The sequence below is a fragment of the Brevundimonas sp. genome (genome assembly GCF_046295595.1).
Lineage (GTDB): Bacteria > Pseudomonadota > Alphaproteobacteria > Caulobacterales > Caulobacteraceae > Brevundimonas.
Window position 1 is genome coordinate 21,570 of record NZ_JBKBMX010000003.1, and the last position, 25,390, is coordinate 46,959.

General features: G+C 69.5%; 28 protein-coding genes. 14 read left to right on the forward strand and 14 right to left on the reverse strand.

Annotated features, from left to right (window positions below):
• Window positions 1-43 precede the first annotated feature (43 nt).
• Together ACK4JY_RS02530 and pip are read left to right on the forward strand one after the other, a co-directional pair.
• Entirely contained in the window at window positions 44-415 is a 372-nt protein-coding gene (locus tag ACK4JY_RS02530; protein WP_409602637.1) for a DUF423 domain-containing protein, read from the forward strand.
• A 21-nt stretch (window positions 416-436) separates the two neighbouring features.
• Window positions 437-1,411: a prolyl aminopeptidase gene (gene pip, locus ACK4JY_RS02535; protein WP_409602638.1), complete on the forward strand. Its 975-nt coding sequence runs from the start codon at window positions 437-439 to the stop codon at window positions 1,409-1,411.
• A gap of 87 nt (window positions 1,412-1,498) precedes the next feature.
• Here pip and ACK4JY_RS02540 read toward each other — a convergent pair whose 3' ends face one another.
• From ACK4JY_RS02540 to ACK4JY_RS02570, 7 genes are all read right to left on the reverse strand, one after another.
• Complete coding sequence (locus ACK4JY_RS02540) at window positions 1,499-1,957, reverse strand: DUF6173 family protein (protein ID WP_409602639.1); 459 nt, start codon at window positions 1,955-1,957, stop codon at window positions 1,499-1,501.
• A 29-nt stretch (window positions 1,958-1,986) separates the two neighbouring features.
• Window positions 1,987-3,144 (reverse strand): rod shape-determining protein RodA, encoded by a 1,158-nt coding sequence (gene rodA / locus ACK4JY_RS02545; protein ID WP_409602640.1) that lies wholly within the window; start codon window positions 3,142-3,144, stop codon window positions 1,987-1,989.
• Window positions 3,141-5,171 (reverse strand): penicillin-binding protein 2, encoded by a 2,031-nt coding sequence (mrdA, locus tag ACK4JY_RS02550; protein ID WP_409602641.1) that lies wholly within the window; start codon window positions 5,169-5,171, stop codon window positions 3,141-3,143. Before mrdA ends, rodA begins: the two co-directional genes overlap by 4 nt.
• Window positions 5,168-5,686, reverse strand: a complete 519-nt coding sequence (locus ACK4JY_RS02555) for a hypothetical protein (RefSeq protein ID WP_409602642.1) — start codon at window positions 5,684-5,686, stop codon at window positions 5,168-5,170. Before ACK4JY_RS02555 ends, mrdA begins: the two co-directional genes overlap by 4 nt.
• On the reverse strand, window positions 5,683-6,672 hold the full coding sequence (mreC, locus tag ACK4JY_RS02560; protein ID WP_409602643.1) for a rod shape-determining protein MreC: 990 nt from the start codon (window positions 6,670-6,672) through the stop codon (window positions 5,683-5,685). Before mreC ends, ACK4JY_RS02555 begins: the two co-directional genes overlap by 4 nt.
• Window positions 6,673-6,810: 138 nt before the next feature.
• Entirely contained in the window at window positions 6,811-7,851 is a 1,041-nt protein-coding gene (locus ACK4JY_RS02565) for a rod shape-determining protein (protein WP_168048822.1), read from the reverse strand.
• Window positions 7,852-8,074: 223 nt separating this feature from the next.
• Window positions 8,075-8,806 carry a TVP38/TMEM64 family protein gene (locus tag ACK4JY_RS02570; protein WP_409602644.1) on the reverse strand — a complete coding sequence of 244 codons (732 nt, stop codon included), beginning with the start codon at window positions 8,804-8,806 and terminating at the stop codon, window positions 8,075-8,077.
• Between the two features lie 114 nt (window positions 8,807-8,920).
• Between ACK4JY_RS02570 and ACK4JY_RS02575 the strand changes: the two genes are divergently transcribed.
• Window positions 8,921-9,340, forward strand: a complete 420-nt coding sequence (locus tag ACK4JY_RS02575) for a DUF2177 family protein (protein ID WP_409602645.1) — start codon at window positions 8,921-8,923, stop codon at window positions 9,338-9,340.
• Here the strand turns inward: ACK4JY_RS02575 and ACK4JY_RS02580 are convergent.
• Genes ACK4JY_RS02580 through ACK4JY_RS02590 form a run of 3 tightly spaced genes read right to left on the reverse strand, consistent with a single transcriptional unit; the run spans window position 9,337 to window position 11,329 of the window.
• Window positions 9,337-10,140: a DUF1295 domain-containing protein gene (locus tag ACK4JY_RS02580; protein ID WP_409602646.1), complete on the reverse strand. Its 804-nt coding sequence runs from the start codon at window positions 10,138-10,140 to the stop codon at window positions 9,337-9,339. The two genes, ACK4JY_RS02575 and ACK4JY_RS02580, sit on opposite strands and share 4 nt — an antisense overlap.
• Window positions 10,137-10,772, reverse strand: a complete 636-nt coding sequence (locus tag ACK4JY_RS02585) for a ChrR family anti-sigma-E factor (RefSeq protein WP_409602647.1) — start codon at window positions 10,770-10,772, stop codon at window positions 10,137-10,139. The genes ACK4JY_RS02580 and ACK4JY_RS02585 overlap by 4 nt, the downstream gene beginning before the upstream one ends.
• Window positions 10,769-11,329 (reverse strand): sigma-70 family RNA polymerase sigma factor, encoded by a 561-nt coding sequence (locus ACK4JY_RS02590; RefSeq protein WP_409602648.1) that lies wholly within the window; start codon window positions 11,327-11,329, stop codon window positions 10,769-10,771. Before ACK4JY_RS02590 ends, ACK4JY_RS02585 begins: the two co-directional genes overlap by 4 nt.
• 148 nt (window positions 11,330-11,477) lie before the next feature.
• On the opposite strand from ACK4JY_RS02590, the gene ACK4JY_RS02595 reads away from it, so the two are divergent.
• The 5 genes from ACK4JY_RS02595 to ACK4JY_RS02615 all read left to right on the forward strand — a co-directional run bounded on the left by ACK4JY_RS02595 (window position 11,478) and on the right by ACK4JY_RS02615 (window position 16,810).
• Window positions 11,478-12,824, forward strand: a complete 1,347-nt coding sequence (locus ACK4JY_RS02595; protein WP_409602649.1) for an NAD(P)/FAD-dependent oxidoreductase — start codon at window positions 11,478-11,480, stop codon at window positions 12,822-12,824.
• Entirely contained in the window at window positions 12,821-13,591 is a 771-nt protein-coding gene (locus ACK4JY_RS02600; RefSeq protein WP_409602650.1) for a DUF1365 domain-containing protein, read from the forward strand. The genes ACK4JY_RS02595 and ACK4JY_RS02600 overlap by 4 nt, the downstream gene beginning before the upstream one ends.
• 81 nt (window positions 13,592-13,672) lie before the next feature.
• Entirely contained in the window at window positions 13,673-14,365 is a 693-nt protein-coding gene (locus tag ACK4JY_RS02605; protein WP_409602651.1) for a DUF305 domain-containing protein, read from the forward strand.
• 29 nt (window positions 14,366-14,394) lie between these two features.
• Complete coding sequence (locus tag ACK4JY_RS02610) at window positions 14,395-16,230, forward strand: LVIVD repeat-containing protein (protein WP_409602652.1); 1,836 nt, start codon at window positions 14,395-14,397, stop codon at window positions 16,228-16,230.
• Window positions 16,231-16,240: 10 nt separating this feature from the next.
• The gene (locus ACK4JY_RS02615; RefSeq protein ID WP_409602653.1) at window positions 16,241-16,810 is read left to right on the forward strand and encodes a hypothetical protein; all 570 of its coding nucleotides are present in this window, start codon (window positions 16,241-16,243) and stop codon (window positions 16,808-16,810) included.
• On the opposite strand, the gene ACK4JY_RS02620 is transcribed toward ACK4JY_RS02615, so the two are convergent.
• The gene (locus ACK4JY_RS02620; RefSeq protein ID WP_409602654.1) at window positions 16,789-17,883 is read right to left on the reverse strand and encodes a transcriptional regulator; all 1,095 of its coding nucleotides are present in this window, start codon (window positions 17,881-17,883) and stop codon (window positions 16,789-16,791) included. The genes ACK4JY_RS02615 and ACK4JY_RS02620 overlap by 22 nt on opposite strands.
• Before the next feature lie 156 nt (window positions 17,884-18,039).
• On the opposite strand from ACK4JY_RS02620, the gene ACK4JY_RS02625 reads away from it, so the two are divergent.
• From ACK4JY_RS02625 to ACK4JY_RS02635, 3 genes are all read left to right on the forward strand, one after another.
• Complete coding sequence (locus ACK4JY_RS02625; RefSeq protein ID WP_409602655.1) at window positions 18,040-19,245, forward strand: pyridoxal phosphate-dependent aminotransferase; 1,206 nt, start codon at window positions 18,040-18,042, stop codon at window positions 19,243-19,245.
• Between the two features lie 102 nt (window positions 19,246-19,347).
• A complete protein-coding gene (locus ACK4JY_RS02630) occupies window positions 19,348-19,743 on the forward strand; it encodes a hypothetical protein (RefSeq protein ID WP_409602656.1) in 396 nt (131 codons plus the stop codon).
• Window positions 19,740-20,153, forward strand: a complete 414-nt coding sequence (locus ACK4JY_RS02635; RefSeq protein WP_409602657.1) for a type II toxin-antitoxin system VapC family toxin — start codon at window positions 19,740-19,742, stop codon at window positions 20,151-20,153. Before ACK4JY_RS02630 ends, ACK4JY_RS02635 begins: the two co-directional genes overlap by 4 nt.
• Window positions 20,154-20,157: 4 nt before the next feature.
• Here the strand turns inward: ACK4JY_RS02635 and ACK4JY_RS02640 are convergent, their stop codons facing one another.
• Window positions 20,158-21,174, reverse strand: coding sequence for a polyprenyl synthetase family protein (locus tag ACK4JY_RS02640; protein WP_409602658.1), 1,017 nt, complete (start codon window positions 21,172-21,174; stop codon window positions 20,158-20,160).
• Between the two features lie 115 nt (window positions 21,175-21,289).
• Between ACK4JY_RS02640 and ACK4JY_RS02645 the strand changes: the two genes are divergently transcribed.
• The gene (locus ACK4JY_RS02645) at window positions 21,290-22,048 is read left to right on the forward strand and encodes a tRNA1(Val) (adenine(37)-N6)-methyltransferase (RefSeq protein ID WP_409602659.1); all 759 of its coding nucleotides are present in this window, start codon (window positions 21,290-21,292) and stop codon (window positions 22,046-22,048) included.
• 12 nt (window positions 22,049-22,060) lie between these two features.
• Here the strand turns inward: ACK4JY_RS02645 and ACK4JY_RS02650 are convergent, their stop codons facing one another.
• Window positions 22,061-23,122 (reverse strand): SDR family oxidoreductase, encoded by a 1,062-nt coding sequence (locus ACK4JY_RS02650; protein ID WP_409602660.1) that lies wholly within the window; start codon window positions 23,120-23,122, stop codon window positions 22,061-22,063.
• 147 nt (window positions 23,123-23,269) lie between these two features.
• On the opposite strand from ACK4JY_RS02650, the gene ACK4JY_RS02655 reads away from it, so the two are divergent.
• Complete coding sequence (locus tag ACK4JY_RS02655) at window positions 23,270-23,881, forward strand: TIGR02466 family protein (protein ID WP_409602661.1); 612 nt, start codon at window positions 23,270-23,272, stop codon at window positions 23,879-23,881.
• On the opposite strand, the gene ACK4JY_RS02660 is transcribed toward ACK4JY_RS02655, so the two are convergent.
• On the reverse strand, window positions 23,868-24,473 hold the full coding sequence (locus ACK4JY_RS02660; protein ID WP_409602662.1) for a TetR/AcrR family transcriptional regulator: 606 nt from the start codon (window positions 24,471-24,473) through the stop codon (window positions 23,868-23,870). The two genes, ACK4JY_RS02655 and ACK4JY_RS02660, sit on opposite strands and share 14 nt — an antisense overlap.
• A gap of 109 nt (window positions 24,474-24,582) precedes the next feature.
• Here ACK4JY_RS02660 and ACK4JY_RS02665 point away from each other — a divergent pair, with 109 nt between their 5' ends.
• Window positions 24,583-25,332: an SDR family oxidoreductase gene (locus ACK4JY_RS02665; protein WP_409602663.1), complete on the forward strand. Its 750-nt coding sequence runs from the start codon at window positions 24,583-24,585 to the stop codon at window positions 25,330-25,332.
• The last annotated feature ends 58 nt before the right edge of the window (window positions 25,333-25,390 follow it).

Genomic DNA, 25,390 nt, shown 5'->3' on the forward strand with positions numbered 1-25,390 from the left:
GCGAATAGCAGACGCGCGGGATTCTGTCGGCTAGCCTCCGTTCATGACAGTGACTCGCAATCTGGTGGTGTTCGCCGCGCTCAACGGAGCCCTCGCCGTGGCGCTGGGCGCCTTCGCGGCGCACGGAGCCGGGCCGCAGGTCAAACAGCTGCTGACCACCGGGGCCCACTATCAGCTGCCGCACGCCGTGGTCGCCCTCGTCTGCGGCATGTGGCCCGCGCGAAGCCGGATCATCGTCATCGCCGGCTGGCTGGCCGCCGCGGGCGGACTGGTATTCGCCCTCGCCCTGTCCGCTATCGCCCTGCTGAGCCTGCCGGCCATGGGCGCGGTCGCGCCAGTCGGAGGCCTGCTTATGATCGCAGCTTGGCTTTTGATCGGCTTTGCCGCATTGCCAACACAAGCCGCTTCAGCCTGACACGAAAGAGACCGAGTACGTATGGCCTTCCCCGTGCCCGAAACGCCCCGCCGCGACCTGTTCCCCGAGATCGAACCCTATGCCACCGGCTTTCTGCCGACCGGCGGCGTGCACGAGATCTACTACGAGGAATGCGGCAATCCGCAGGGCCTGCCGGTGCTGGTGCTGCACGGCGGTCCGGGCGGGGCGGTCAATCCGGGCATGCGGCGCTATTTCGACCCGTCGAAATACCGCATCGTCCTGTTCGACCAGCGCGGTTGCGGCAAGAGCCGACCCAACGCCTCGCTGGAGGACAACACCACCTGGACCCTGATCGAGGACATCGAGCGCCTGCGCGAGCTGCTGGGCATCGACAAATGGGTGGTGTTCGGCGGCAGCTGGGGGTCGACCCTGTCGCTGGCCTACGCCATCACCCATCCGGAACGGGCGACGGCGCTGGTGCTGCGCGGCATCTTCCTGCTGACCCGGGCCGAGCTGCACTGGTTCTATCAGGATGGGGCCTCGAACATCTTCCCGGACGCCTGGGAGCGGTTCATCGCCCCCATCCCCGAGGACGAACGCCACGATCTGATGCGGGCCTATTACAAGCGGCTGATCGGCGACGACCAGGGCGAGCGGGAACGCTGCGCCGTCGCCTGGTCGAGCTGGGAAGGAGAGACCGTCAGCGTCCAGGGGCCGGACGCCAAGCCCGACAAATTCGCCGAACCCGAATTCGCCGTGGCCTTCGCGCGGATCGAGAACTGGTATTTCACCAACGGCGGCTTCTTCCCGGAAGAGGGCTGGCTGCTGAAGAACATCGGCCGCATCCGCCACATCCCGTGCTGGATCGCCCAGGGGCGGTTCGATGTGGTGACCCCGATCTCGGGCGCATGGGCGCTGCACCGGGCCTGGCCCGAGGCGCAGCTGGACATCGTCCCCGACGCCGGCCACGCCTCGACCGAACCCGGCATCATCGACAGCCTGGTGCGGGCGACGGATTGGGCCGCTTCGCTTTAGGGAGCAGGCAGCAGGCAGCATGAGATCGCGGACCTGGTGGCTATTGGCCCCGGGCGACCTGCTGCCTGCTGCCTGAGTCCTGCTGCCTCACTTCTTGTCCGTCTTCCGCACCATTTCCGAAAGCTGGAAGCCGATGCGGCGGGCTTCGCGCTCCTCGGGCTTCTTGCGGACATCGAGCAGGACGTTGATCTGTCCGTAGTGCTGGATCAGGCGCACCGGCTTGCCGTCGGCGTTCTTGCCCAGGAACATGATGAAGTCCGGCCCCCAGAAGCCGACGTCCTCGATCGACATGGTCCCGTCGCCGGGCAAGCCGACGATGCGGGCCCCGACCTCCTCGTCCTTGTCGAGACCCTTCTCGAAATCCTCGATCAACTTGGACAGGCGGACGAAGGCCCATTCGGCCGGGTTCTCGCGCATGCGCACGCCGTCCATCATGGCGGCGGTCTGTTCCGGCGAGGCGGTCGGGACCACCGGCTTTGGACAGGGCGTATCACCCCAGTCGGGGACGAAGACGGGCGGCGTGGTCTCGGCGGGTGATTCAGACATGGCGCGAGCCTAACGCCTGAACCCGGCGATCAGAACAGGCCGTGGCCCTTGGGCAGTTCGGCGTAGCGGTGGACGCGGGTGGAGAGCACCAGGCCGAAGCCGATCATCACCGTCATCATCGACGATCCGCCGTAGGACAGCAGCGGCATGGGCACGCCGACCACGGGGGCCAGACCCATGACCATGGCCCCGTTGATCAGGACGAACAGGGCGAAGAAGCCGGTCATGCCGGCCGCGGCGATACGGCCGAAATGGCTGTGGGCGAGGGAGGCGATGCGCAGGGATATCAGGATGACGGCGACATAGCAGGCCAGCACGGTGAAGGAGCCGACAAAGCCGAACTCCTCGGCGAGGGTCGAGAAGATGAAGTCGGTGTGCCGTTCCGGCAGGAATTCCAGCTGGCTCTGGCTGCCGAGGCCATAGCCCTTGCCGAGGAAGCCGCCGGAACCGAGGGCGATCTTGGACTGGATGATGTTGTAGCCGGTGCCGGACGGGTCGGACTCGGGGCTGAGGAAGGTCAGCACCCGGTTGCGCTGATACTCATGCATGCCGAACATGACGAACGGCGGGATGACGGCGACCGCGGCGCCCGCTCCGGCGGCGATGACCCGCCAGCTCAGGCCGGCCACGAACATGACGGCGGCGCCCGTCAGGCCGATGACCATGGCCGAGCCAAGGTCCGGCTGTTTGGCCACCAGCAGGAAGGGCACGCCGATCATCCCGGCCGGGATCAGCAGCTTCCACGACCATTTGGCGTCTTGGGCGGAGTGGTTGTGGTACCAGCGGGCCAGCGCCAGGACGAGGCCGATCTTGACGAACTCGGCCGGCTGGATGCGCATGAAACCGAGGTTCAGCCAGTTCTTCGCGCCGCCGGCGGTGTAGCCCAGCGGGGTGAATTCGATCATCAGGACGAGCACGAGCAGCAGGCCGTACAGCGGATAGGCCGCCCGGAACCACCATTTCGGATGGATCATGGCTAACCCCAGCAGCGCCACCAGCAACGCCCCGAAGCGCAGCAGGTGTTTGGCGGCCCACGGCTGCCACTGGCCGCCGGCGATCGAATAGAGCATGGCCGCGCCGACACAGGCGATGACGCCCAGCAGGCCGATCAGGCGCCAGTCCAGCTCGGTGATCTTGGTCGAGAGCCGGTCACGCTCGCCGGGACGGGTCAGGGCCGAGGCGGTCATTGACGGGGTTCCGACAGATAGGGGCGCGGGCCGGCGGCGGCAGGCGCCGGGCCTTGGGCGGTCGGCTCCGCGGGCGTCGCCTCGGAGCCGGCGGCACCGAGGGCGTTGGCTTCGTGAGCGCCCGGATCCTCGGTGTCCGCGAAACCCTCCTGCTCGATGCGCTGGCGAATCTCGGGATCCTTGAGCAGGGCGACCTTCATCACTTCGCGCGCGCGCGGCGCGCCGGCAGTGCCGCCGCCCATTCCGCCGTGCTGGACGATGACCGCCACGGCGTAGCGGGGATTGTCGATCGGCGCATAGGCGATGAACAGGTTATGGTCCTTCTGCGACCACGGCAGGCCGGCGCCCTTGCGTGAGCCGGCGCCGTAGTTGCGGGTCTGGGCCGTGCCGGTCTTGCCGGCCATCCGGACCGCGCCGAGGCCAAGTTGACTGTTGCGGAAGCCCGTGCCGCCGACATCGGTCACCCGGTTCATGCCCTCGCGCAGGATGGCGAGCATTTCCGGCGGATAGGGCAGGTCGCGAACCTCGCCCGACGGCGGCTGCTCGACGCCGCCGACGGACTTGATCAGGCGGGGCATCACCGCCTTGCGGCCATTGGCCAGGCGTGAGGTATAGACCGCCAGCTGGAGCGCGTTGACGGTCAGGGCTCCCTGCCCGATGCCGTAGCTCGGCGTCTCGCCCGGATACCATTTGCCGTCGCCGCGCACCGGATTGCGCCGACGCCACGCCCGGTCAGGCACCAGGCCTTCCTTCTGGCCGCCGATGCCGACGTCGAAGGTCTGGCCGAATCCCATGGAACGGGCCGCCTCCGCGATGGCGTCGGGCCCGATCTCGACCGCCAGGGTCATGAAGTAGACGTTGCAGGAATTCTTGATGGCGTCGCGCATGTCCTGCGAGCCATGGGTGGCGTGGCAGGCGAACCGGCGGCCGAGGTAGAAGCCGCCGGTGCAGGTGATGCGGCGGTCGGGATCGGCCCCCTTGAGCAGGGCGGCCAGTCCGGTGACGGGCTTGAAGGTCGAGCCGGGCGCGAACACGCCGGTGACGGATTTGTCGAGCAGTGGACGGCGCTCGTAGTCGGCCCAGGCGCGATAGATCGGGCTGGGGACGCCGCTGACGAACAGGTTGGGATCGAACGACGGGGCCGAGACCATGCACAGGATGTCGCCATTGCGCACGTCCATGACCACGCAGCCGCCGGCCTCCTCGCCAAACACCTCAAGCGCGCGGTTCTGGATATCGGCGTCGAGGGTGAGGACGATGTCCTTGCCGGGCACGGCGGGGCGCGATCCGCCGACGTCTTCGGCCACGACCCGGCCGCGGGCGTCGACCTCGACCCGGTTGCCGCCGGCCTCGCCGCGCAGGTCGGTGTCGAAGGTCTTCTCCACCCCCTGGCGGCCGATGCGAAAACCGGGGTTGTAGAGGACTTCGGGCACCTTCTCGCCGCGGTCCTCGATCGCCTTGATGTCGCGATCATTGGGCTTGGCGACATAGCCGATGACGTGGGCGAAGGATCCGCCGAACGGGTAGTAGCGAGCCTCGTTCATGTCGGCCATGACGCCCGGCAGCTCGTTGGCGTACAGATTGACCTTGGCGAACTCCTCCCAGGTCAGGTCGCTCTTGACCGGAACCGGCGAGAAGCGCGGGGCGGCGTTGACGTCGCGGATGATCGACCGGCGACGTTCGACCGTGTCGGGCAGCAGACGGCCCAGCAGATCAAGGGTCTGGTCAAGGTCCTTGGTTTCGTCGCGCACGACGAGGACGCGGAAGCTGGGTCGGTTGCCGGCGATGACCACGCCATTGCGGTCGAGGATGCGGCCGCGCGGCGGCGGCACGAGGCGGAAGTTGAACTGGTTGTTCGTCGCGAGGGTGGCGTATTCGCCGGCCTGGACGACTTGCAGCTGGGCCAGGCGGGCGGTCAGGGCGATACCACCAATCGTGGTCAGTCCGCCCAGCACGAAGGTGCGGCGCAGGAAGGAGCCCTGCCGCTCATTGGTGTCGGCGAAGAAGATCGAGGGTTCCGAGCTCATCGGAACCTCACGTCGCCGTCCTCGAACCGCTCGATCAGCTGATGGGCGAACGGGAACAGCAGAAGGGTCGGCAGGAGCTGGAGGAAGACCGAGATCAGACTGGCCGGCGTCGGGGCGATGAAGGCCATGATCACATAGGCGAGGGCGAAGGCCAGGGCGCAGCAGGCGGCGTACCAGACGAACAGCACCGCCGTGTCCTGACCCGCGAGGAAGCTGCGCGAGGCGAGGACGACGCTGTAGATGGCGAGGAAGGTCAGCCCCCACAGGCCGAGCGGACCCCAGGTCAGCAGGTCGAGCACCAGGCCGAGACCGGCCAGCATGATCGGCGCCGCCACCGACGGGCGGATCAGCGGCCAGGCGAAGGCCAGCACCATGGGGATGACCGGCTCGGGCAGGTGCAGGCCGAACAGCTCGACCGGGGTCTGCAGGACGATTGTCGCCGCGACGGCGATCAGAGCCGGATAGACGATCCACTGCATCGGCCCGACGACACGAACCGCGACGGCGCGTCTCATTCCGTCCCCCCCGCGGGCGCGGTCGCCTCGCGCGCGCCGGTGCGGCGGGCGGCGGAATCGGTGATGGCGGCGCCCTGGTCGGCGGTCGCCTCGGACAGGGTGTCGAGCCCGGCCAGCGGCGGGGCGTTGAGGTCGTCGGCGCCGATCAGCTGGCCGAAGTCCTCGAACAGCATGACGCGGACATAGTCGATGGCGCCGCGGTCGCTGAACAGCTTGACCCGCCACGAGCCGTCGATGCCCTTGGCGGCGACGCCGATCGGCACGCCGCGCGGGAAGCCGCCGCCATCGCCCGACGAAAGGATGCGATCTCCGGCCTGGACCGCGCCGACCCCGCGCACGAACTCCAGGCGGGGATTGCCCGAGCCGTCTCCGGTCAGCAGGGCGCGGGCGTCGGTGCGATCGATCAGCACCGGGGTGCGGCTGGCCACGTCGGTCAGCAGTAGCATGCGACTGATGCCCGGCGAAGTCCCGACCACGCGGCCGACGAGACCGTGCTCGTTGATCACCGGATTGCCGACCTTGACCCCCCTGGCGGCGCCGACATCGAGCAGGCGCGCCTTGGAGAAGGGACCGCGGGTGTCGGTGATGGAGCGGGCGGTGCGCATGTCCACCGGCGGCTCGGGCCGGATGCCGAGCATGGCCTCATAGCGGGCGTTGACGTTCTTGAGGGCGATGGCCTGGTCGCGCCACGGCTGCAACTCGGCCAGTTCGCGCTTGAGCCGCCGGTTTTCGGAGACGGCGAAGAAATAGCCGCCGACATAGTCGGACGCGTGGCCGAACCAGCGCACCGGGGCGGCGAAGACGCCGCCGACCGGACCGGCCACGGTCTCGACGCCGGCTCGCACCGGCTGATACGGGGAATTCTCGGCGCGGGCGTCGCTGATCAGCAGCAACACGCAGCCGATGATCGCGATCACGACTGTGACGGCCGCTGACAGGACCAGCGGCACCTTGATGTTTTCGAACGGTCCGTCGCGAAACGCCACGGCGCGCCTTCCTGGGAAAGAGGGAATCAGCGGGAGCCCCCCGCCGACGTCTGCAGCCTATCGCAAAATCCGGGCCAGTTGGAAACCGGCGCGGCCCCCGAAATGACAGCGATTCAAGGCGATGTTTCGACCGCGGTCCTAGAGGGCCGAGTCGAGCACGCCCTTCATCCAGCGCGGATGCTCGAGCACCCGGCCGCAGCCGATGGCGACGCAGGACAGCGGGTCGTCGGCGACCGAGACCGGCAGGCCGGTGTGGTCGCGGATCTCGGCGTCCAGGCCGCGCAGCAGGGCGCCGCCGCCGGTCAGCATGATGCCCTTGTCGGCGATGTCGGCGGCCAGTTCGGGCGGGGTGGCTTCCAGCGCCACCTTCACGGCCTCGACGATCTGGGTGACTGGCTCGGCGAGGGCTTCGGCGGCCTGGCGTTCGGAGATGCGGACCTCGCGCGGCACGCCCTGCATCAGGTCGCGGCCCTTGACGTCGATCGACAGGCCTTCGCCGTCGGCCGGGATGCGGGCGGTGCCGATGTCCTTCTTGATGCGCTCGGCGGTGGTCTCGCCGATCAGAAGGTTATGGTTGCGGCGCATGTAGGAGATGATCGCCTCGTCCATCTTGTCGCCGCCGACGCGGACCGAGCGCGAATAGACGATGCCCGAGAGCGACAGCACGGCCACCTCGGTGGTGCCGCCGCCGATGTCGACGACCATCGAGCCGGTCGGCTCATGGATCGGCAGGCCGGCGCCGATCGCGGCGGCCATCGGCTCGTCGATGAGGCCGACGCGACGGGCCGAGGCGTTGAGGCAGGAGTCGTTGATCGCGCGGCGCTCGACGGCGGTTGCGCCCGACGGCACGCAGACGATGACCTTGGGGTTCACGAAGCCCTTGCGGTTATGCACCTTGCGGATGAAGTGCTTGATCATCTCTTCGGCGACTTCGAAGTCGGCGATGACCCCGTCGCGCATCGGGCGGATGGCTTCCATGTGACCGGGGGTGCGGCCCAGCATCTGCTTGGCCTCTATGCCGACGGCGTGGACGATCTTCCGACCACCGACGTTTCGCAGGGCGACCACGGACGGTTCGTTCAGAACGATGCCCTTGCCCTTCATATAGATCAGGGTGTTGGCGGTGCCGAGGTCGATGGCGATGTCGTTGGAAATCGCGCCGAAGATGCTGTTGAACATGGAACCGGGATACCGTTCGTTCGGGCCTTGAAGGGCGTTCGTGTCTCGATCCGCTTCGGCGACGCCCCGGCCGCGCCCATCCCCATGAGCGCCGCCTCCTGATCGTTATCGCCTGACCGACCTTCCGGCCCGTTTGCCCTTGTGCGGGGGGGAATACAAGCCCCATGCGCCGGCGCCGGAACGGCGCGCGCCACTATCCGCAGCTTGACCGTTCACGATACCGTCAGTGACGCTTCACGTCGGGGGCTTCGGCCGCCCGCTCGCGCCGTTTGACCAGTTCGCGGACCGCCAGCATCAGGGCTAGCCAGACCACCGCGACCCCGGCGAGAATCAGCGAGGTCCAGACGCCGTCGCCAGACGCCGCCGCAACCACCGCCCCGCCGAAGAAGGCCACCAGGGCGGTCTTGGGCAGGACGCCGAGGGCGCAGCCCAGCAGATAGGCGGGGAAGGCCGCGCGAGCCGCGCCGAACGCCATGTTGACGACGATGAACGGGGCCGACGGCACGTTGCGGATCATGAAGCTGGCGTAGAAGGCGTTTTTGCCGACAAAGCCCTTGAGCCGCCCGAGGGTGCGGCCGCCGTAGCGATCCACCAGCCGCGCCGTCGGGCCGCGCCCGAGCCAGTAGGTCACCGCCGCCGAGGCCACGGTCGCGGCCCAGCTGTAGACGAAGCCCAGCGACGGGCCGAAGGCGACGACGCAGGCGGCGATCAGGATGAATTGCGGCGCGCCGATGAAGGCGGCGACGATGAACAGCACGACCGTCGCGGCGAAGGCCCACGGGCTGCCGGCGTAGCCCTGCAGCCAGGCCTCGAGATTCTCCTCGGCGGCCAGCCCCAGCTGGCTCTTGCCGAGCATCAGCAGGCCGACCGTGGCCCCCAGCAGCAGGGCCGTCGCCAGCAGGGTGCGCCAGCGGCGGCCTTCCATGTTCAGAATGAAATCGAGCAGGCGACGCATGCTCCGGCGATTAGCATTCCGCGTCACCGGCGGCGAGAGCACCCTCCCCTCAGCCGCCGCATGATCCAGGCGAGCCGGCCGGGCGTATGGGGTGGGACTCAATCGGAGACGACCATGACCCAGGCCCTCGCCTTCGTGACGATCCTCGTCATCTTCAGCATCATCGACACCCTGTGGCTGGGCTACATGGGCGACCGCGTCTATCGCCCGTTGATCGGCGAGGTTCTGGCCGACAAATTCCGCCTCGTCCCGGCCATGGCCTTCTACACCCTGTATGCGGTCGGGCTGACGATCTTCGCCGTCCTGCCGGGGCTGAAGACCGGCGACTGGAAGACGGCCTTGATGTGGGGCGGCCTGTTCGGCCTGTTCGCCTACGGCACCTACGACCTGACCAATTACGCCACGCTGAAGAGCTGGGGCCTCAAGATCACCCTGATGGACATGACCTGGGGCGTGGTCGTCAGCGGCGTGTCGTCGGCGGCGGCCTGCGCCGTGGCGCTGCGGCTGATGCGGGTGCTGAACCTGAGCCTCTAGGCGCGGGGCGGCCGCGGGAAGAAGACGGGGACGCGGGCGGCGTAGCGGGCGAAGGCCTCGGGCCGGCTGCGGCGCATATGCTCTTCCAGCGGCGGGATGCCCGACACCCGGGTCAGCAGCCAGAACATATAGGCCGGCCCGACCAGGGCCAGCCAGCCCCACGGCCGGTCGAAGCCGAAGTCGATGGCCAGCACCGGCCAGGCGCACCAGCCCAGCCATTCGAAGAAATAGTTGGGGTGCCGCGACCACGCCCACAGGCCGCGGTCCATGACCTGGTCGCGGGTGGTCGCCGGGTCCGCGCGGAAGGTGGCCAGCTGACGGTCGGCGATCCCGGCCCCGACCACGGCGGCGACCAGCAGGCCGGCGCCGAGGGCGTCCTGCAGGCCGAGAGGCCCGACCCGATTGTGGGCCGCCAGCAGCACCGGCAGCACGAGGACCGCGGCCGCCCCGGCCTGCAGCTGGAGGAAGGCGAACAGGCGGCGCTGGAAGGCCGGGCCCCAGTCTTCGCGCAGGCGGGCGTAGCGGGCGTCCTCGGGACCCGACAGCGACCTCCCCGCGATGTGGGAGCCCAGCCGCACGCCCCACAGGACGGCGAGGCTGGCGGCCAGCCACTGGCGCGCGTCCGGGGCGCCGTCCACTGGATACAGGGCCGCGCCCGCCCCGGCCGCGCACAGGCCGAAGGACCAGAAGACGTCAGCCCAGCCGCCCTGCCCGGTCGCCCGCTGCACGCCCCAGGCCGCCGCCATCACCGCGCACAGGCACAGGGCGGCGAGACCCCAGGGCGCGAGCAGGGCGATCACAGGCGGACGAAGGGCTGCAGCACCCGGCCGATCCAGCCGTCGAGGCGGATCTGGCCGTCGAGGGCGACGACGCACAGGCAGGGCTCGGCCGAGACCGTGCGCGGCCGGTGATGCACCTCGCCATCGGCCTCCTCGAAATCGCCCGGACCAAAGCGGCCCTCGTCGGTCTCATAGGCGCCCGAGATGACGCAGGTCAGTTCGACCCCGTCGTGACTGTGAACCGGGGTGGTCCGGCCCGAACCGATCCGCAGCAGGATGACGCGGCATCCGCCGTCGCGCGGGGCATGGACGTCGCGCATATGCATGTTCGGGCCGATCCAGCGCCACGGGCCGAGCGCATAGCGGCGCAGCGGCTCGGGCAGCTCTGTCATGTCATTGGCCGGCTCGGGCGGAACGGAGTCGTCGGGCGCCGAGAGGCGGGCCAGGGTGCGGGCCAGCAGATCGTCGGCGACCGGCGCCGGTTCGAGGGTTTCGAGCACCTCGCCGCCGACCGCCTGCAAGTCCTCGACCCAGCGCGCGGTTTCCGGACGCAGGGCGAGATGGGTGGCGACGACGACGGACTCCGGCGGACTCAGCGTCCCGGCCGCATAGGCCAGCAGCCGTTCCTCGGAAGGTTGAAGGCGGGCGGTCATGATTGTTCCCCGACAGGCTGATCGAGCAGGTCCCTGAGCTTGATCATCGCGTTGCGTATCCTCGACTTTACGGTTCCAAGAGGCAGGTCCAGCGACTGGGCCACCTCGGCGTGGGTGAGTTCCTGAAAGAAGGCCATCTGGATGACCTCGATCTGGTCCGGCTTCAGGCTGCGCAGGGCGGCGCGGACGCGGCCCTCATCCTGACGCGCCTCCAGCAGATCGTCCGGCCGCTCCGGTTCGGGCGCGGCGAGGCTTATCTCCGGGACCGGCAGGGGCCGGCTGTCGCGGCGCAGGGCGTCGATCCGCCGGTTGCGGGCTATGGTGAAAATCCAGGTCGCGGCGCGCGCCCGCGACGGGTCGAACATCTCGGCCTTGCGCCAGACCGTCAGCATGGCCTCCTGGGCGAAGTCGTCAGCCGCCGCGGGCGCCGCCCCCGACCGCATCAGATAGGCCTTCAGCCGGGGCGCGAAATGATCGAACAGGGCCGCGAAGGCCTCGCGGTCACGGTCGCGCGCCACCGCCTGGATCAGGCGATCGTACTCGGCTTCGCCGCTCATGACGCGTGCGCGCGCAGGACCGATGTCCGAAACCATTCCATGCATCAGCCCTCATACGCGGGGAATCCCCGGCCGGATCATACCTCATCCAAAGTCCGATGCTCGACGTAACAGCGGGCCGCCCGTCCGTGGGCTGAGCGGAGTTCGCATGAGTCTCACACACGTTTCGTCCGACGGCGCGTCGGCCACCCCGCTGCGGATCGCCGTCATTGGGTCGGGAATTTCCGGCCTGTCATGCGCCTGGCTGTTGAACCAGCGCCACGATGTGGTCCTGTACGAGCGCGCCGACCGTCTGGGCGGCCACACCAACACCGTGACAGCCAATGCCGCCACCGGGCCGGTGGCGGTGGACACCGGCTTCATCGTCTTCAACGAGGCGACCTATCCCAATCTGATCGCCCTGTTCGAGCACCTGGGCGTGGCCAGCCGGGCGACGGAGATGTCATTCTCCGTCTCGGTCGAGGATGGCGGCTTCGAATACGCCGCCCCGGCCCTGTTCGCCCAGCGCCGCAACATGCTGCGGCCGCGGTTCTGGTCGATGCTGTCGGAGGTGCTGCGCTTCTATCGCGAGGCCCCGGCGGCGATCGCGACGCTGGAGGATCCGGACCAGACGCTGGGCGCCTTTCTGCAGGAGAGGCGGTTCAGCGCGGCCTTCCGCGACGACCACCTGCTGCCGATGGCGGCGGCGATCTGGTCGTCGCCGACCGCGGCTCTGATGGACTATCCGGCCGCGTCCTTCCTGCGCTTCTGCGACAACCATGGCCTGCTCAAGCTGGCCGGCCGGCCGGCGTGGCGCACGGTGATCGACGGCAGCCGCACCTATGTCGAACGGATCGCGGCGACGCTGGGCGCCGGCGTCCGGCTCGGGCGCGACGTGGTCGAGGTTCGACGGGGCGCGGACGGCGTGACGGTGGTCGAACGGAACGGCCGCCACGAGCATTTCGATCAGGTGGTGATCGCCACCCATGCCGATCAGGCCCTGGCCATGCTGAGCGCTCCGACCGAAGCCGAGCGCCGGACCCTGGGCGCCTTCCGCTACAGCCGCAACCTGGCGGTGCTGCACACCGATCCGGCCCTGATGCCGAAGCGACGGCGCGCCTGGGCCAGCTGGAACTACATCGGCTCCGACGGCGGCCTGTGTGTCAGCTACTGGATGAACCGGCTGCAGGGTCTGCCGGGACAAAACCTGTTCGTGACACTGAACCCGCCGCAGCCGCCGCGGCCGGACGCCCTGTTGCGCAGCGAACTGTACGAGCATCCGATCTTCGACGCCGCAGCCTTGCGCGCCCAGGGCGCCCTGTGGGATCTGCAGGGCGAGGGCGGCGTCTGGTTCTGCGGGGCCCATTTCGGCGCCGGTTTCCATGAGGACGGCCTCCAGTCCGGCCTCGCAGTGGCGGAGCAGCTGGGCGGCGTGCGTCGGCCGTGGACCGTCGCTGAGGAGAGCGGCCGCATCCAGATCGGCGGCCGCGACCAGCGGCTGGAAACGGCGGCGTGAGCCAGGCCTCCGCCCTGTATGCCGGAGGGGTGGTGCACCAGCGGCTGCGGCCGGGTCGCCACCGGCTGGAGCAGCGGGTGTTCTGGTTGTTGCTGGACCTGTCCGAACCGAAGGCGCTGGACCGGCGGCTGCGGTGGTTCTCGCACAATCGCTGGAACCTGTTTTCCTTCTTCGACCGCGATCACGGGGACGGGTCGGCGCGCCCGCTACGGGCCCAGGTCGAGGCGCGGCTGGCGACGATCGGCGTCGACCTGCAGGGCGGCGCCGTTCGGCTGCTGACCATGCCGAGGCTGCTGGGCTTCGTCTTCAACCCGATCAGCGTCTACTACTGCCACGCGGCGGACGGGCGACTGGCCGCCGTCAGCTATGAGGTCTCCAGCACCTTCGGCGAGCGCCACTGGTACGATCTCGCGATACCGCAGACGGCAAGCGGCGACGGCGTGTTCCGCCAGAGCTGCGCCAAGGCGCTGTATGTGTCGCCGTTCCTCGGGATGGAGATGCAGTACCGGTTCCGGGGCCGGGCGCCGGACGAGCGGGTCGGGCTGACCATTGGCTGCGACGACGCGACCGGCGCCATCCTGACGGCCAGCCTGTGGGGCGAACGACGGCCGCTGGAAGACGGGGCGCTGATCCGGGCCGCCCTCGCCTTTCCGCTGATGACGCTCAAGGTGGTGGCCGCGATCCATTGGGAGGCGTTGCGCCTGTGGCTGAAGCGCGTGCCGGTGACGCTGGCGCGGCGTCCGGCGGCGCGTCCGCGGAACGCCTGACCCGAGAAGTCGTCTTGCCCGAAACTGACTCCCGCCCCTACAGTCCCTCCAGCGGCCGGGGGGCCGCCGGGAGCCGAGTGAGTGAGTCTGACGCCCGCAGTAGTTCTGGCGCTCCTGATCGGAACGCCCGTCGGCGGCCAGACGCCGCCGATCTTCAATCCGGGCGCGCCCGGTCAGGCGTCGCGCGTGATCAGCGCGAACGAGGCGGTCGCGCTGAGCCGGACCACCTTCAACGCCGCCGATGTCGCCTTCATGCAGCATATGATCGTCCACCATGCCCAGGCGGTGGAGATGGTCGAACTGCTGCGCGCGCAGGGCGCCGACGCCACGGTCAAGCTGCTGGGCGAACGCATCGCCCTGTCGCAGGCGGCCGAGATGGCGATCATGCGCGAATGGCTGACGGTGCGTGGCCAGTCGGTCGACATGCCGGCCATGGACCACGCCGCCCATACGGCGCCGGCGCGGGCCGGCGCGCACGACCATCATTCCATGACCCCGCCCGCGCAGGCTTCCACGGATGACAGGTCGGTGATGTCGGGCATGTTGTCGCCGCGGCAGATGCGGACCCTGGCGGCAAGCCGGGGGACCGCCTTCGACCGTCTGTTTCTGCAGGGAATGATCCAGCACCACCAGGGCGCGATCGACATGGTCGACGACCTGCTGGCCACGCCGGATGCGGCAGAGGATCCGACCCTGTCCGATTTCGCCAGCGCGGTCGTCGCCGAACAGTCGGCTGAAATCCTGCGCATGCAAAATCTTCTTTCCGACCTCTGACTCCCTGACCTCGCCTGAAGGACCGGCCCATGATCGCTCGCAAATGCCTGCTCACCTCCGTCGCCGCGCTTGGCCTGTTGATGGGCGCGAACGCCGCCGTCGCCCAGACCGCCTCACCGCCCCAGGTCGCCGCGGACGCGCGCAGCACGCTCGCACCGGGGCTGCACGACGCCGGCCAGGCGGCTTCGGGTCTGACGCTGGAGCATTCGCTGCAGCCGCCGCCCGGCTTCTTCGACCCGGAAGCCCTGTTCGCCCCCCCGCAGTCGCGCGAGGAGGCCGAGGCTATGCAGGCCCGTAATCGCCAGAACCCGCCGCGCTTCACCCCGCTGGCCCTGGCAAACAGCGACATGGCGATGTCGAACGGCAAGCTGTTCGTCGGCAATTTCAACGGCTTCAACGCCTATGACGTGTCGCAGGGCGAGCCCCGGCTGGTGATGTCCGTGGTCTGCCCCGGCGGACAAGGCGACCTGTCGATCCATGGCGACCTGCTGTTCATGTCGGTCGAGGAGAACCGGGGCCGGCTGGATTGCGGCGCCAAGGGCGTCGACGGCGAGGTCAGCGCCGAGCGCTTCCGCGGGGTCCGCATCTTCGACATCTCGGACCTGAACGCGCCACGCCAGATCGCCGCCGTCCAGACCTGCCGGGGGTCGCACACCCATACCCAGGTGCCGGATCCGGACGACGCCAACGTCCTGTACATCTACAACTCGGGCACCTCGGGCGTGCGCAAGACCGACGAGCTGGGCATCTGCAGCGACGGCGAGCCGGGCGAGAACGCCGAGACGGCCCTGTATTCGATCGACGTCATCAAGGTGCCGCTGGATCACCCCGAGCAGGCCGCCATCGTCAACCGGCCGCGCATCTTCGCCGACAGCCGAACCGGCGAGATCGCCGGCCTGTGGCGCGGCGGGGCCGCCGGCCTGGCCAGTCAGGACACGGCCCAGACCAACCAGTGCCACGACATCACCGTCTTCCCGGAAATCGGACTGGCGGGCGGGGCCTGCAGCGGCAACGGCATCCTGCTGGACATCTCGGACCCCGAGAACCCGGCGCGGGTGTCCGAGATGTTCGACCCGGACATGGCCTACTGGCACTCGGCGACGTTCAACAACGCCGGCGACAAGGTGCTGTTCACCGACGAATGGGGCGGCGGCACCAATGCGCGCTGCCGCGCCGAGGACCCGGCGACCTGGGGCGCCAACCTGATCGCCACCATCGAGGACCGGACCCTGAAGGGGCAGAGCTTCTTCAAACTGCCGTCGGCCCAGGGCAAGACCGAGAACTGCGTCGCCCACAACGGCAACATCATCCCCGTGCCCGGGCGCGACCTGATGGTCCAGGCCTGGTACCAGGGCGGGGTCTCGATCGTCGACTTCACCGACCCGAAACAGCCCTTCGAGATCGCCTGGTTCGACCGCGGGCCGATCGACCCCGAGCATCTCAAGGTCGGCGGCGCCTGGTCGGCCTACTGGCTCAACGGGCGGATCTACGCCAGCGAGATCGCCCGCGGCCTCGATGTGCTGAAGCTGACGCCGGGCGAGCACCTGTCGGCGGCCGAGATCGCGGCGGCGGAAAGCGTCATGGTCGCCGAAATCAATCCGCAGACCCAGACCCGCGCGGTCTGGGCCGACACCCCCGACGTGGCCGCGGCCTATCTGGACCAGCTGACCCGGTCGCAGGGCATCGAGGCCGGCCTGGCCGGACGGGTGCGGACGGCGATCGACGGATGGCGGGGCGGGCGCAGCAACGCCGCCGCGGCGGCCGCCCTGTCGCGTGATCTCGCCGCCGTTCCGGAAACCACCGCCAAGGCCGACGCCGCCCGGCTGAAGGCCTTGTCGGCGCTGTTCGGCCGTCTCGGCGCCTGAGGAGGACAGAATGCGCCCCACCATCATCGCCGCCGCCCTCGTTCTGGGCCTTGCCGTCCCCGCCGCGGCCCAGACGCCCCCTGCCCCGGCCCCGACCCCGGCCCCCGCCGCGGTCCCCGCGGCCAACGCCGCTGACGTGGCCTCGCCCGAGGCGATCGTCACCGCCCTGTATGACGTCATTTCGGGCGACGCCGGGGCGGCGCGGGACTGGGATCGCTTCCGGTCCCTGTTCCACCCGACGGCGCGGCTAATTCCGTCGGGCGTCAACCCCCAAGGGGTGGGCGTGGCCCGCGCCCTGACGCCGGAGGACTACATCACCCGCAGCGGGCCGGTGCTGGTGCGCGACGGCTTCCACGAGCGCGAGATCGCCCGGCGGGAGGAGCGCTTCGGCCACATCGCCCACGTCTGGTCGACCTATGACAGCGTGCGCAGCCTGTCGGATGCGACGCCCTTCATGCGCGGCATCAACAGCATCCAGCTGTTCAACGACGGCAGCCGCTGGTGGGTGATCAGCGTCTATTGGCAGGCCGAGACGCCGGAGGCGCCGATTCCGGCGGACTATCTACCCGCGGCGGACTGATCCAGGGCGGTCTGACCGCGCCGCGCGAGGATCATGGCGCCGACGACGCAGGCGCTGAACAGGGCGCCCTCGAGGCCGCTGGTGACGATCTGGCTGACGGGCCCGAAGCCGGTCTCGCCGGACAGGGCGCCGATCTGGTCCAGCCGCAGGCGGGAGTCGGGGAAGCGGCCGGCGACCTCGGCGAGGCTGCCGGCCATCAACCGCCCGCCGGTCAGCGGAATGATCACGCCGACCGCGCCGCCGGCCAGGGCCGCCGCCGCCATGCCGCGCCGCAGCGAGACCCGGCCCGGCGCGCGGCTGCCCAGCCAGGCCCCCAGACCGACCGCCGCCCCGAGCAGGGCGCCCTCGGGCGCGCCGGTGATGTCGCCCGGCGAACGGCCGAACAGCAGGTTGAAGGCGTCAAGACCAATCAGTCTGACGACGCCGCCGACGATCAGACCGCCCAAGGCGCCGCCGACGATGTTGCCCAGCGCCGGCCGGCCGGGCGCGAGCCCGCCCGCCGCGATGCCGAGCCCGACGCCGGCGCCGCCGACCAGACCGACCGCGACGGTCAGGCAGACCAGCACGAGGATGATTGAGACCCCGCCCATGCCGTCCTGGGACGCCCCGGCGAGGCCATAGAACAGACCGCCCAGAACCCCGGCCACGCCACCGCCGGCCATGCCGGCCCCGCCGAGGGCGAGGTTACGGGGCCACGCCCCGGACGTCGCGCCGTTCGCGGCGAGGGCCGACGGCGCCGCTGCATCCTCCGCCCCCACCCGCTCCACGGAGGCGATGAAGCGATAGCCGTGCTTGGGCACGGTCTCGATGAACCGCGGACGGGCGGCGTCGTCGCCCAGTCGTTGGCGCAGGGTCCGGATGCACTGGGTCAGGGCTTCATCGGTGACCGGGACCCCGCGCCAGACTTCGCCGAGGAATCGGTCCTTCGACACCAGCGTGCCGGGCTCGGACACCAGCAGGGCGAGGGCGTCGAGATAGCGGGCGTTCAGCTCAAGGGGCGTTCCGTCAAGCGACAGCTGACGATTGTGCGGTTCGAGCAGGAAGCGACCGAATCGAAAGCTGCCGTGCGACATGGTTCAGCGGGTTCCCAGGAAGCGACCGTGCCGCGAGTCGCCGCGAAAGCCGGCGGGAAACCTCCCCCATGGCGGAAGCCAAGGCAATGGCGGGCCGCGCCAATTGATCGCCGTTTCGCAACTGCGTAAGGATGCCCTCCTTCCCCGGGAGTCGCCATGTCCAGCCTGCAGTCCGCCGCCCTCGCCCGCGTCAAGCCGTCCGCCACCCTCGCGGTGACGGCCCGGGCGCGCGAGCTCAAGCGCGAGGGCCGTGACGTGATCGGCCTCGGCGCCGGCGAACCGGACTTCGACACCCCCGACAACATCAAGGAGGCCGCCATCGCGGCCATCCGGCGCGGCGAGACCAAATACACCGACGTCGACGGCATCCCCGAGCTGAAGGCCGCGGTGGCGGCCAAGTTCGCGCGCGAGAACGGCCTGACCTACGACACCAGCCAGATCCACGTCGCCCCGGGCGGCAAGACGGTGATCTACAACGCCCTGCTGGCCACCCTGTCGCCCGGCGACGAGGTGATCGTGCCGGCGCCCTACTGGGTGTCTTATCCGGACATGGTGCTGCTGGCCAGCGGGGAGCCGGTCAGCGTCATCGGCCACGAGGCGGACGGCTTCAAGCTCAAGCCCGCGGCGCTGGAAGCGGCGATCACGCCGCGCACGAAGTGGCTGATCCTCAACTCTCCGTCCAACCCGACCGGCGCCGCCTACACCGGCGATGAGCTGGAGGCTCTGGCTGCCGTGCTGCGCCGCCACCCGCAGGTGTGGGTGATGACCGACGACATGTACGAGCACCTGATCTACGGCGATTTCGAGTATCGGACGATCGCCCAGGTGGCCCCCGATCTCTACGAGCGGACACTGACGATCAACGGCGTCTCCAAGGCCTACGCCATGACCGGCTGGCGCATCGGCTACGCCGGCGGGCCCACGCCGCTGATCGATCTGATGCGCAAGGTGGCCAGCCAGACCACCTCCAACCCCTCGTCGATCAGCCAGTGGGCGGCGGTCGAGGCGCTGAACGGGCCGCAGGACTTCATCGCCGAGCGGGCGAAGCATTTCGAGGCGCGCCGCGACCTCGTCGTGTCCATGCTCAATCAGGCGACCGGCATCCGCTGCGCCACGCCGGAGGGCGCCTTCTACGTCTATCCGTCGATCGAGTGCCTGGTCGGCAAGCGCACCGAGGGCGGCGCGGTGATCGACGGTGACGACGCCTTCGCGGCCGAACTGCTGGACGCCGAAGGGGTGGCCGTGGTGCAGGGCTCAGCCTTCGGCCTGAGCCCCTATTTCCGCATCAGCTATGCGACCTCGGAAAGCGTGCTGGAGGAAGCCTGCCGCCGCATTCAGCGGTTCTGCGCCTCGCTGCGCTAGACTCACCCTCGGCAAGGAAGTGCATTCACCGCGCTTCCACATTTGACTCAAGAAACACAGTGTGTTTTGTGTGTTTACTACTTACACACAAGGCCTGTCCTCATGTCGAAGTACGACCCCCTTGAACACTTTCTGAAGTCGCGGCAGACCGAAGAGGTCCCCATGACCTTCGCTGAGATCGAGAAGATCATCGGCCGCGCCCTACCCCAGAAGGCGAGCGGGCATCGGGCGTGGTGGAGCAACAACCCCTCCAACAATGTGATGACCAAGGCGTGGTTGGCGGCGGGCTATCAGACCGAACGAGTGGACATGGCATCCCGACGGCTCGTGTTCCGCCGCACAATCCGAGTGCCCGATCGCAGCGTTCCAACACCACCTTCCCGGGGCGATGGCATTATCGACCGCATTCGGGCGACGTTGGGCGGGACCGTGACCATTCCGGCGGGAGTAGACCTCACAGCCCCGACCGGAGAGGAATGGGATGCGGGACGCCAATGACCCGGCCAATCCTCCTGGACACCTGCGCCCTCATCTGGCTGGCTGAGGGTTCCCCTTTGGCCGCAGGCGCCGAGGCCGCGCTTCAGGACGCACAATCGGCCGGCGCCGCTCTGCTGGTGTCTCCAATCACTGCTTGGGAAATTGGCATGCTGGTGGCCAAGGGGCGGCTAGCGCTCACGATGCCTCCCCTGGTCTGGTTCCAGTGCGTCCTCGACACCGGTATCGAGTTGGGCGAGTTGGGGCCGGATATCCTGATCGGCTCATCGAGCCTGCCAGGTCCAGAGCTTCGCGATCCAGCCGATCGGATCATCGCGGCCACCGCTCGAGCGTTCAACTACCGGCTAATGACGCGTGACCGGCCACTGCTTGCTTTCGCCGAGAGTGGCCAGGTGGCCGCCATTCCCTGCTGAACGTTCAGGACGCCCGGCTGACCGCGAAATCGGCCAGTTGCTCCAGCGCCGAGCGCCATTCGCCCGCCGGCAGGGGCTTCAGCGCCTCCTGGGCGGCGGCAGCGTAGTCCCAGGCGGTGTCGAGGGTGGCGCTGACGGCGCCGGTGCCGACGATCAGCTCGCGGGCGCGACGGAAATCGTCCGGCGTCCGCTCGCCGCGGGTGATGGTGCGGTCCCAGAAGGCGTCCTCGCGGCCGCGCGTGCGCGCCACAGCCAGCAGCAACGGCAGGGTCGCCTTGCCCTCATTGAAGTCATCGCCCGCGTTCTTGCCGAGGGTCGCCGAGGCGCCGCCATAGTCGAGCGCGTCGTCGGCCAGCTGGAAGGCGATCCCGAGGTTCAGGCCATAGGCCCGCAGGGCCTGCACCGCATCCTCGTCGGCGCCGGCCCCGACCGCCCCGGCCTCGGCCGCGGCGGCGAACAGTTCGGCGGTCTTGGCCGAAATGATGCGCAGATAGGTGTCCTGGTCGAGGTTCAGGTCGTGGGCGCGCGTCAGCTGCAGCACTTCGCCCTCGGAGATGACGCTGGAGGCCGTGGCGAGGATCCCGAGGGCGCGCATCTGGCCGGTCTCGACCATCAGCTCAAAAGCGCGGGCGAACAGGAAGTCGCCGACCAGCACGCTGGACGGCGCGCCCCAGATCAGGTGGGCGGCGGTCTTGCCGCGGCGCAGGTTGGAGCCGTCGACGACGTCGTCGTGCAGCAGGGTGGCGGTGTGGATGAACTCGACCGCCGCCGCCAGCTTGCGCGAGGCCTCGATATCGCCGTCCGCTCCCGACGCCCGGGCGGCGGCCACCGTCAGCATCGGGCGCAGGCGCTTGCCCCCGGCCGAAACGAGATGCTCGGCCAGTAGGGGAATCACCGGCACTTGGGACTGCATCCGCTCGACGATCAGGGCGTCGACTCCCGCCATGTCGGGCTGCGCCAGCCGCACCAGCGGCTCAACGTCTCCCTTGGGGCGGGACTCGGCGACGGTGACAGCGTCCAAGGGAGAACTCATGGGCACGGCGCGGGGGGAAGGATCACGCCTGAAAATCCAGCCGCCGCTTGCAGGGCGACGATGCGGCGCACAATGGTGATCGGGCCATGAAGGGTCAAGCCGCGTGACCGTCGCACCGTTCGTTCCGCAAGGCGGAGACATCGTCGAGAACGCCCTGCTGGGCGGCCGCGTACGGCTGCGCCAGCCGGCCAGGGGCTATCGCGCCGGCATGGACGCGGCCCTGCTGGCCGCCGCGGCGGGGGCGGAGCCGGGCGAACGCGTCATCGAGGCCGGCTGCGGCGCCGGGGCGGTGCTGATGCAGATGGCGGCGCGGGCCCCGGGCGTCCGGCTGACCGGGATCGAGCGCGACCCGACCATGGCGGCGCTGGCGCGGGACAATGCGGCGCTGAACGGGGCCGACGCGACCATTCTGGAGGGCGACGTGGCGGCCGGCTTCCGGGCGCTGGATCTGGAGCCGTTCGACCGCGCCGTCAGCAATCCGCCCTTCTTCGACGACCCGGGCGCCCTGCGCGCCCCCGCCCCCGGCAAACACGGCGCGTGGATGGCCGACGACGGGCTGGCGGCTTGGACGCGGTTCCTGCTCAAGGCGGTGCGCGAGGGCGGACGGATCGTGGTGATCCACCGCGCCGACCGGCTTGCCGATCTGTTCGCCCTGCTGGGCGAGACGGCGGGATCGTTCGCCGTCCGGCCGGTGCATCCCCATGCCGACGAACCGGCCAAACGGGTGCTGGTGCAGGCGATCAAGACCGGCAAGGCGCCGCTCAGGCTGCTGCCGCCGCTGGTGCTGCACAACCGGGACGGGGCGAAACACACGGCCGAGGCCGAGGCTATCCTCAGGGGCGAGACCGGGCTGGGCTGGTGACGGGCCGGCCCCTCAGGGGATCAGCCGCTCGGCCCGGAGCTGTTCGAACAGGGCGAAGAAGGCGTCGTCGGTCGGCTGATAAGCGGTGAAGCCGAGGCGGCGGCTCTTGCCCATGTCGGTCATCACCTCGATCGGCCGGCCCAGATCGGCGTCGGTGTGCCACGGCGACGCCAGCCGGGCGAGGTCCGGTTCGGCCACCCGCTCGCGTTCGGCCAGCGCGCGCCAGACCGGGCCATCGTCGGCCATCTGCACCTCCAGCGGCCGCACCGTCCCGTCGAAATCAGCCGACTCGACGCCGAACCAGTCGGCGATCCGGCCCCACATCCATTTCCAGCGGAAGACGTCGCCGTTGACGACGTTGAAGGCCTCATTGGCCGCGGCCGGGGTGGTCGCCGCCCAGACGAGGTGACGGGCCAACTGGCTGGCGCTGGTCATGTCGGTCAGGCCGTTCCACTGCGCCTCCGAGCCCGGGAAGCGGAACGGTCGGCCGGTCTCACGGCACAGGGTCGCATAGGCGGCGAGGGTCGAGCCCATGTTCATGGCGTTGCCGACGGCCTTGCCGATGATGGTGTGCGGGCGATGCACACTCCAGCTGAAGCCGTCGCGGGCGGCGGCGGCGAAGACCTCGTCTTCCTGGGCGTAGTAGAAATTCTCGATGTCGAGTCGGCCCTGCTCCTCGCGGAACGGGGTCTGGGGCAAAACGCCTTTGCCATAGGCCTCGAACGGGCCGAGGTAGTGTTTCAGGCCGGTGACGAGGGCGACGTGGGTCACCGACCCGGCGGGTTTGACGCCCTCCAGCACGCTGCGGACCATGGCGGCGTTGACGCGGATGTTGTCCGCCTCGGTCGCCTGCCGCGACCAGGTGGTGAGGAACACGGCGTCGGGGCGGGCGTCCTTCAGGGCCGCGGCGGTCGCAGCCGGGTCCTGCAGGTCGGCGGCGACCGGGGTGACGCCGGTCTGGGCGACCGGATTGCGGGCCAGACCCAGCACCCGCCAGCCCTGATCGACCAGTTCCGCCGCCACGGCGCTGCCCGCGATCCCGCTTGATCCAACCACCAGCGCCGTTCTCGTCATCACCGTCTCCTGCATCCTGAGGGGATGAATTGGGCGCCCGCGCCGCCGCCCGCCAGTGGGGCGACGGGTCGCGGGGCGGATGACGGTCCGGCGCTGACGGCCACGGCCCGGCTTCTCCCCTCGCGGGAGACGGTCTAAAGCGGGCGCATGTCCCTGCGCCCCCTCTTCGTCACCCATGTCTATGAAGCGTCGCTGGCCGCCGGACCCGGCTTCCCCGCCTTCAACGCCGCGCTGGCTGACGCCTGCCGCATGCTGGCCGCCGAGGACGGCGCCGGGCGGGCCTGGTGCCGCGAGCACGGATATCGGGGCTACACCTCCTACGGCTCGCTGACCGACCTGCCTCACCGACTGCCCGAGTTCGCCGACCTGAAGCGACTGCTGGACAAGCACGCCCTCGCCTACGCCCGGGCGCTGAATTTCGATCTGGCGCGCAAGCCGCGTCTGGACAATCTGTGGGTCAACATCCTCAAGCCAGCCGGCGGCCACAGCGGCCACATCCATCCGCACGCCTTCCTCAGCGGCACCGTCTATGTCGAGGTCCCGGACGGCGCCTCGGCGCTTAAGCTTGAAGACCCGCGCCTGCCGCTGATGATGGCCCGCCCCGGCGTCCACGCCAACGTCCCCGAGGCGGAGAAGCCGTTCGTCTATCTGGCCCCGCGGGCCGGCACGATCCTGATGTGGGAAAGCTGGCTGCGCCACGAGGTGCCGCCGAACGCGGCGAAGGCCGAACGCATTTCGGTCAGTTTCAACTACGCCTGAGGCCGGCCAGGCCGTCCCACGCCAGCATGGCCGCGCGCGCCGTGCCGCGCAGTTCGTCGGCCGTGGCCCCGTCGCGGGCGCGGAACACCATCCCCTGCTGCACCGTGTTGTAGAAGGCCGCCATGGCGGCCAGATCCGCGTCCGGCGCCATCTCGCCAGCGTCGCGCCCCTTGTGCAGGCGGTCCTCCAGCGTGGCCAGGGTCCCCGCGCGCACCGCACTCAGGTCGTTGCAGGCCGCCTTGGGCAGGGCGTCGGGATGGGCTGCGGCCATCAGGACGAGGCAGCCGTTCGGCCGGTCCGGACACTCCACGGCGGCGGCGGTCGACATCAGGCCCGCTTCGATGGCCTCGCGCGCCGTGGCCGAGGCCATGGCGTCGCGGAAGGCCCCACTCTCCGAGCTCTGGTAGAGTTCCACCGCCTCGCGGAACAGCTGCTCCTTGCTGCCGAACGCCGCGTACAGGCTGGGCGGATTGATCCCCATGGCTGCCGTCAGGTCGGCCATCGACGCATCGGCATAGCCCTTGGCCCAGAACACCCGCATGGCGCTGGACAGGGCTTCATCGCGATCGAAACTGCGTGGACGACCCGCCATGGCGGCTTCCGGACCTCTTTTTCTAACGGACGATACATAATCCCTTGACGGCGGCAGGCAAGGCTTCCATCTGCATTCTGTATCGCCTGATACAGAATGGAAACCGATCATGACCTCCTCCCTTCCCCTTTCCGGAAAACGCGCCCTCGTCACCGGCGGCGCCCGCGGCATCGGCGCCGCCATCGTCCGCCGGCTGGCCGCCGACGGCGCCGATGTCGTCCTCACCTATGAGAAGTCCGCCGACGTCGCCGAAGCCCTCGCCGACGAGATCCGCGCGACCGGCCGCACGGCCGCGGCGATTCAGGCCGACGCGGGCGCGCCCGCCGGCGCCCATGCCGCGGTCGACGGCGCCGTGGCCGCGCTGGGCGGCCTCGACATTCTCGTCAACAACGCCGGCATCGCCCGCATGGGCGCCTTCGTCGACCAGCCGCTGGAGGAGATCGACGACCAGCTGGACGTCAATGTGCGCGGCGTCATGCTGACCACCCAGGCGGCGCTGCGGCATATTCCCGATGGCGGCCGCATCATCACCATCGGCAGCAATGTCGGCGAGAAGGTCCCGTTCGGCGGCATCACCGTCTATGCGGCGACCAAGTCGGCGCTGGAATCCTTCAACAAGGGCCTGGCCCGTGAACTGGGGTCGCGCAACATCACGGTGAACCTCGTGCGGCCGGGCCCGACCGACACCGACATGAACCCGGCCGACGGCCCCCTCGCCGGCAGTGTCATTCCGGGTCTGGCGCTGGCCCGCTATGGCCAGCCGTCGGAAATCGCGGCGGCCGTCGCCTTCCTCGCCAGCCCCGACGCCAGCTATGTCACAGGGACGGGCATCCTCGTCGATGGCGGCGCCAACGCCTGATCGATCCGCCTTCAAACCGCCGTGTCGTCGGGCTAGTCATTTGCCCTTCGGCGCGGCG

Coding starts and splice junctions, on each gene's coding strand:
- ACK4JY_RS02585 (WP_409602647.1), bottom strand. CDS start 10,772: ATGACCGCCCGCCTTCAACCTTCCGAGGAACGGCTGCTGGCCTATGCG.
- ACK4JY_RS02570 (WP_409602644.1), bottom strand. CDS start 8,806: ATGCGTCGCCTGCTCGATTTCATTCTGAACATGGAAGGCCGCCGCTGG.
- ACK4JY_RS02555 (WP_409602642.1), bottom strand. CDS start 5,686: ATGAGACGCGCCGTCGCGGTTCGTGTCGTCGGGCCGATGCAGTGGATC.
- ACK4JY_RS02660 (WP_409602662.1), bottom strand. CDS start 24,473: ATGGCGGGTCGTCCACGCAGTTTCGATCGCGATGAAGCCCTGTCCAGC.
- ACK4JY_RS02630 (WP_409602656.1), top strand. CDS start 19,348: ATGTCGAAGTACGACCCCCTTGAACACTTTCTGAAGTCGCGGCAGACC.
- mrdA (WP_409602641.1), bottom strand. CDS start 5,171: ATGAGCTCGGAACCCTCGATCTTCTTCGCCGACACCAATGAGCGGCAG.
- rodA (WP_409602640.1), bottom strand. CDS start 3,144: ATGACCGCCTCGGCCCTGACCCGTCCCGGCGAGCGTGACCGGCTCTCG.
- ACK4JY_RS02625 (WP_409602655.1), top strand. CDS start 18,040: ATGTCCAGCCTGCAGTCCGCCGCCCTCGCCCGCGTCAAGCCGTCCGCC.
- ACK4JY_RS02610 (WP_409602652.1), top strand. CDS start 14,395: ATGATCGCTCGCAAATGCCTGCTCACCTCCGTCGCCGCGCTTGGCCTG.
- pip (WP_409602638.1), top strand. CDS start 437: ATGGCCTTCCCCGTGCCCGAAACGCCCCGCCGCGACCTGTTCCCCGAG.
- ACK4JY_RS02595 (WP_409602649.1), top strand. CDS start 11,478: ATGAGTCTCACACACGTTTCGTCCGACGGCGCGTCGGCCACCCCGCTG.
- ACK4JY_RS02575 (WP_409602645.1), top strand. CDS start 8,921: ATGACCCAGGCCCTCGCCTTCGTGACGATCCTCGTCATCTTCAGCATC.
- ACK4JY_RS02530 (WP_409602637.1), top strand. CDS start 44: ATGACAGTGACTCGCAATCTGGTGGTGTTCGCCGCGCTCAACGGAGCC.
- ACK4JY_RS02650 (WP_409602660.1), bottom strand. CDS start 23,122: ATGACGAGAACGGCGCTGGTGGTTGGATCAAGCGGGATCGCGGGCAGC.
- ACK4JY_RS02540 (WP_409602639.1), bottom strand. CDS start 1,957: ATGTCTGAATCACCCGCCGAGACCACGCCGCCCGTCTTCGTCCCCGAC.
- ACK4JY_RS02615 (WP_409602653.1), top strand. CDS start 16,241: ATGCGCCCCACCATCATCGCCGCCGCCCTCGTTCTGGGCCTTGCCGTC.
- ACK4JY_RS02620 (WP_409602654.1), bottom strand. CDS start 17,883: ATGTCGCACGGCAGCTTTCGATTCGGTCGCTTCCTGCTCGAACCGCAC.
- ACK4JY_RS02665 (WP_409602663.1), top strand. CDS start 24,583: ATGACCTCCTCCCTTCCCCTTTCCGGAAAACGCGCCCTCGTCACCGGC.
- ACK4JY_RS02635 (WP_409602657.1), top strand. CDS start 19,740: ATGACCCGGCCAATCCTCCTGGACACCTGCGCCCTCATCTGGCTGGCT.
- ACK4JY_RS02655 (WP_409602661.1), top strand. CDS start 23,270: ATGTCCCTGCGCCCCCTCTTCGTCACCCATGTCTATGAAGCGTCGCTG.
- ACK4JY_RS02565 (WP_168048822.1), bottom strand. CDS start 7,851: ATGTTCAACAGCATCTTCGGCGCGATTTCCAACGACATCGCCATCGAC.
- ACK4JY_RS02590 (WP_409602648.1), bottom strand. CDS start 11,329: ATGAGCGGCGAAGCCGAGTACGATCGCCTGATCCAGGCGGTGGCGCGC.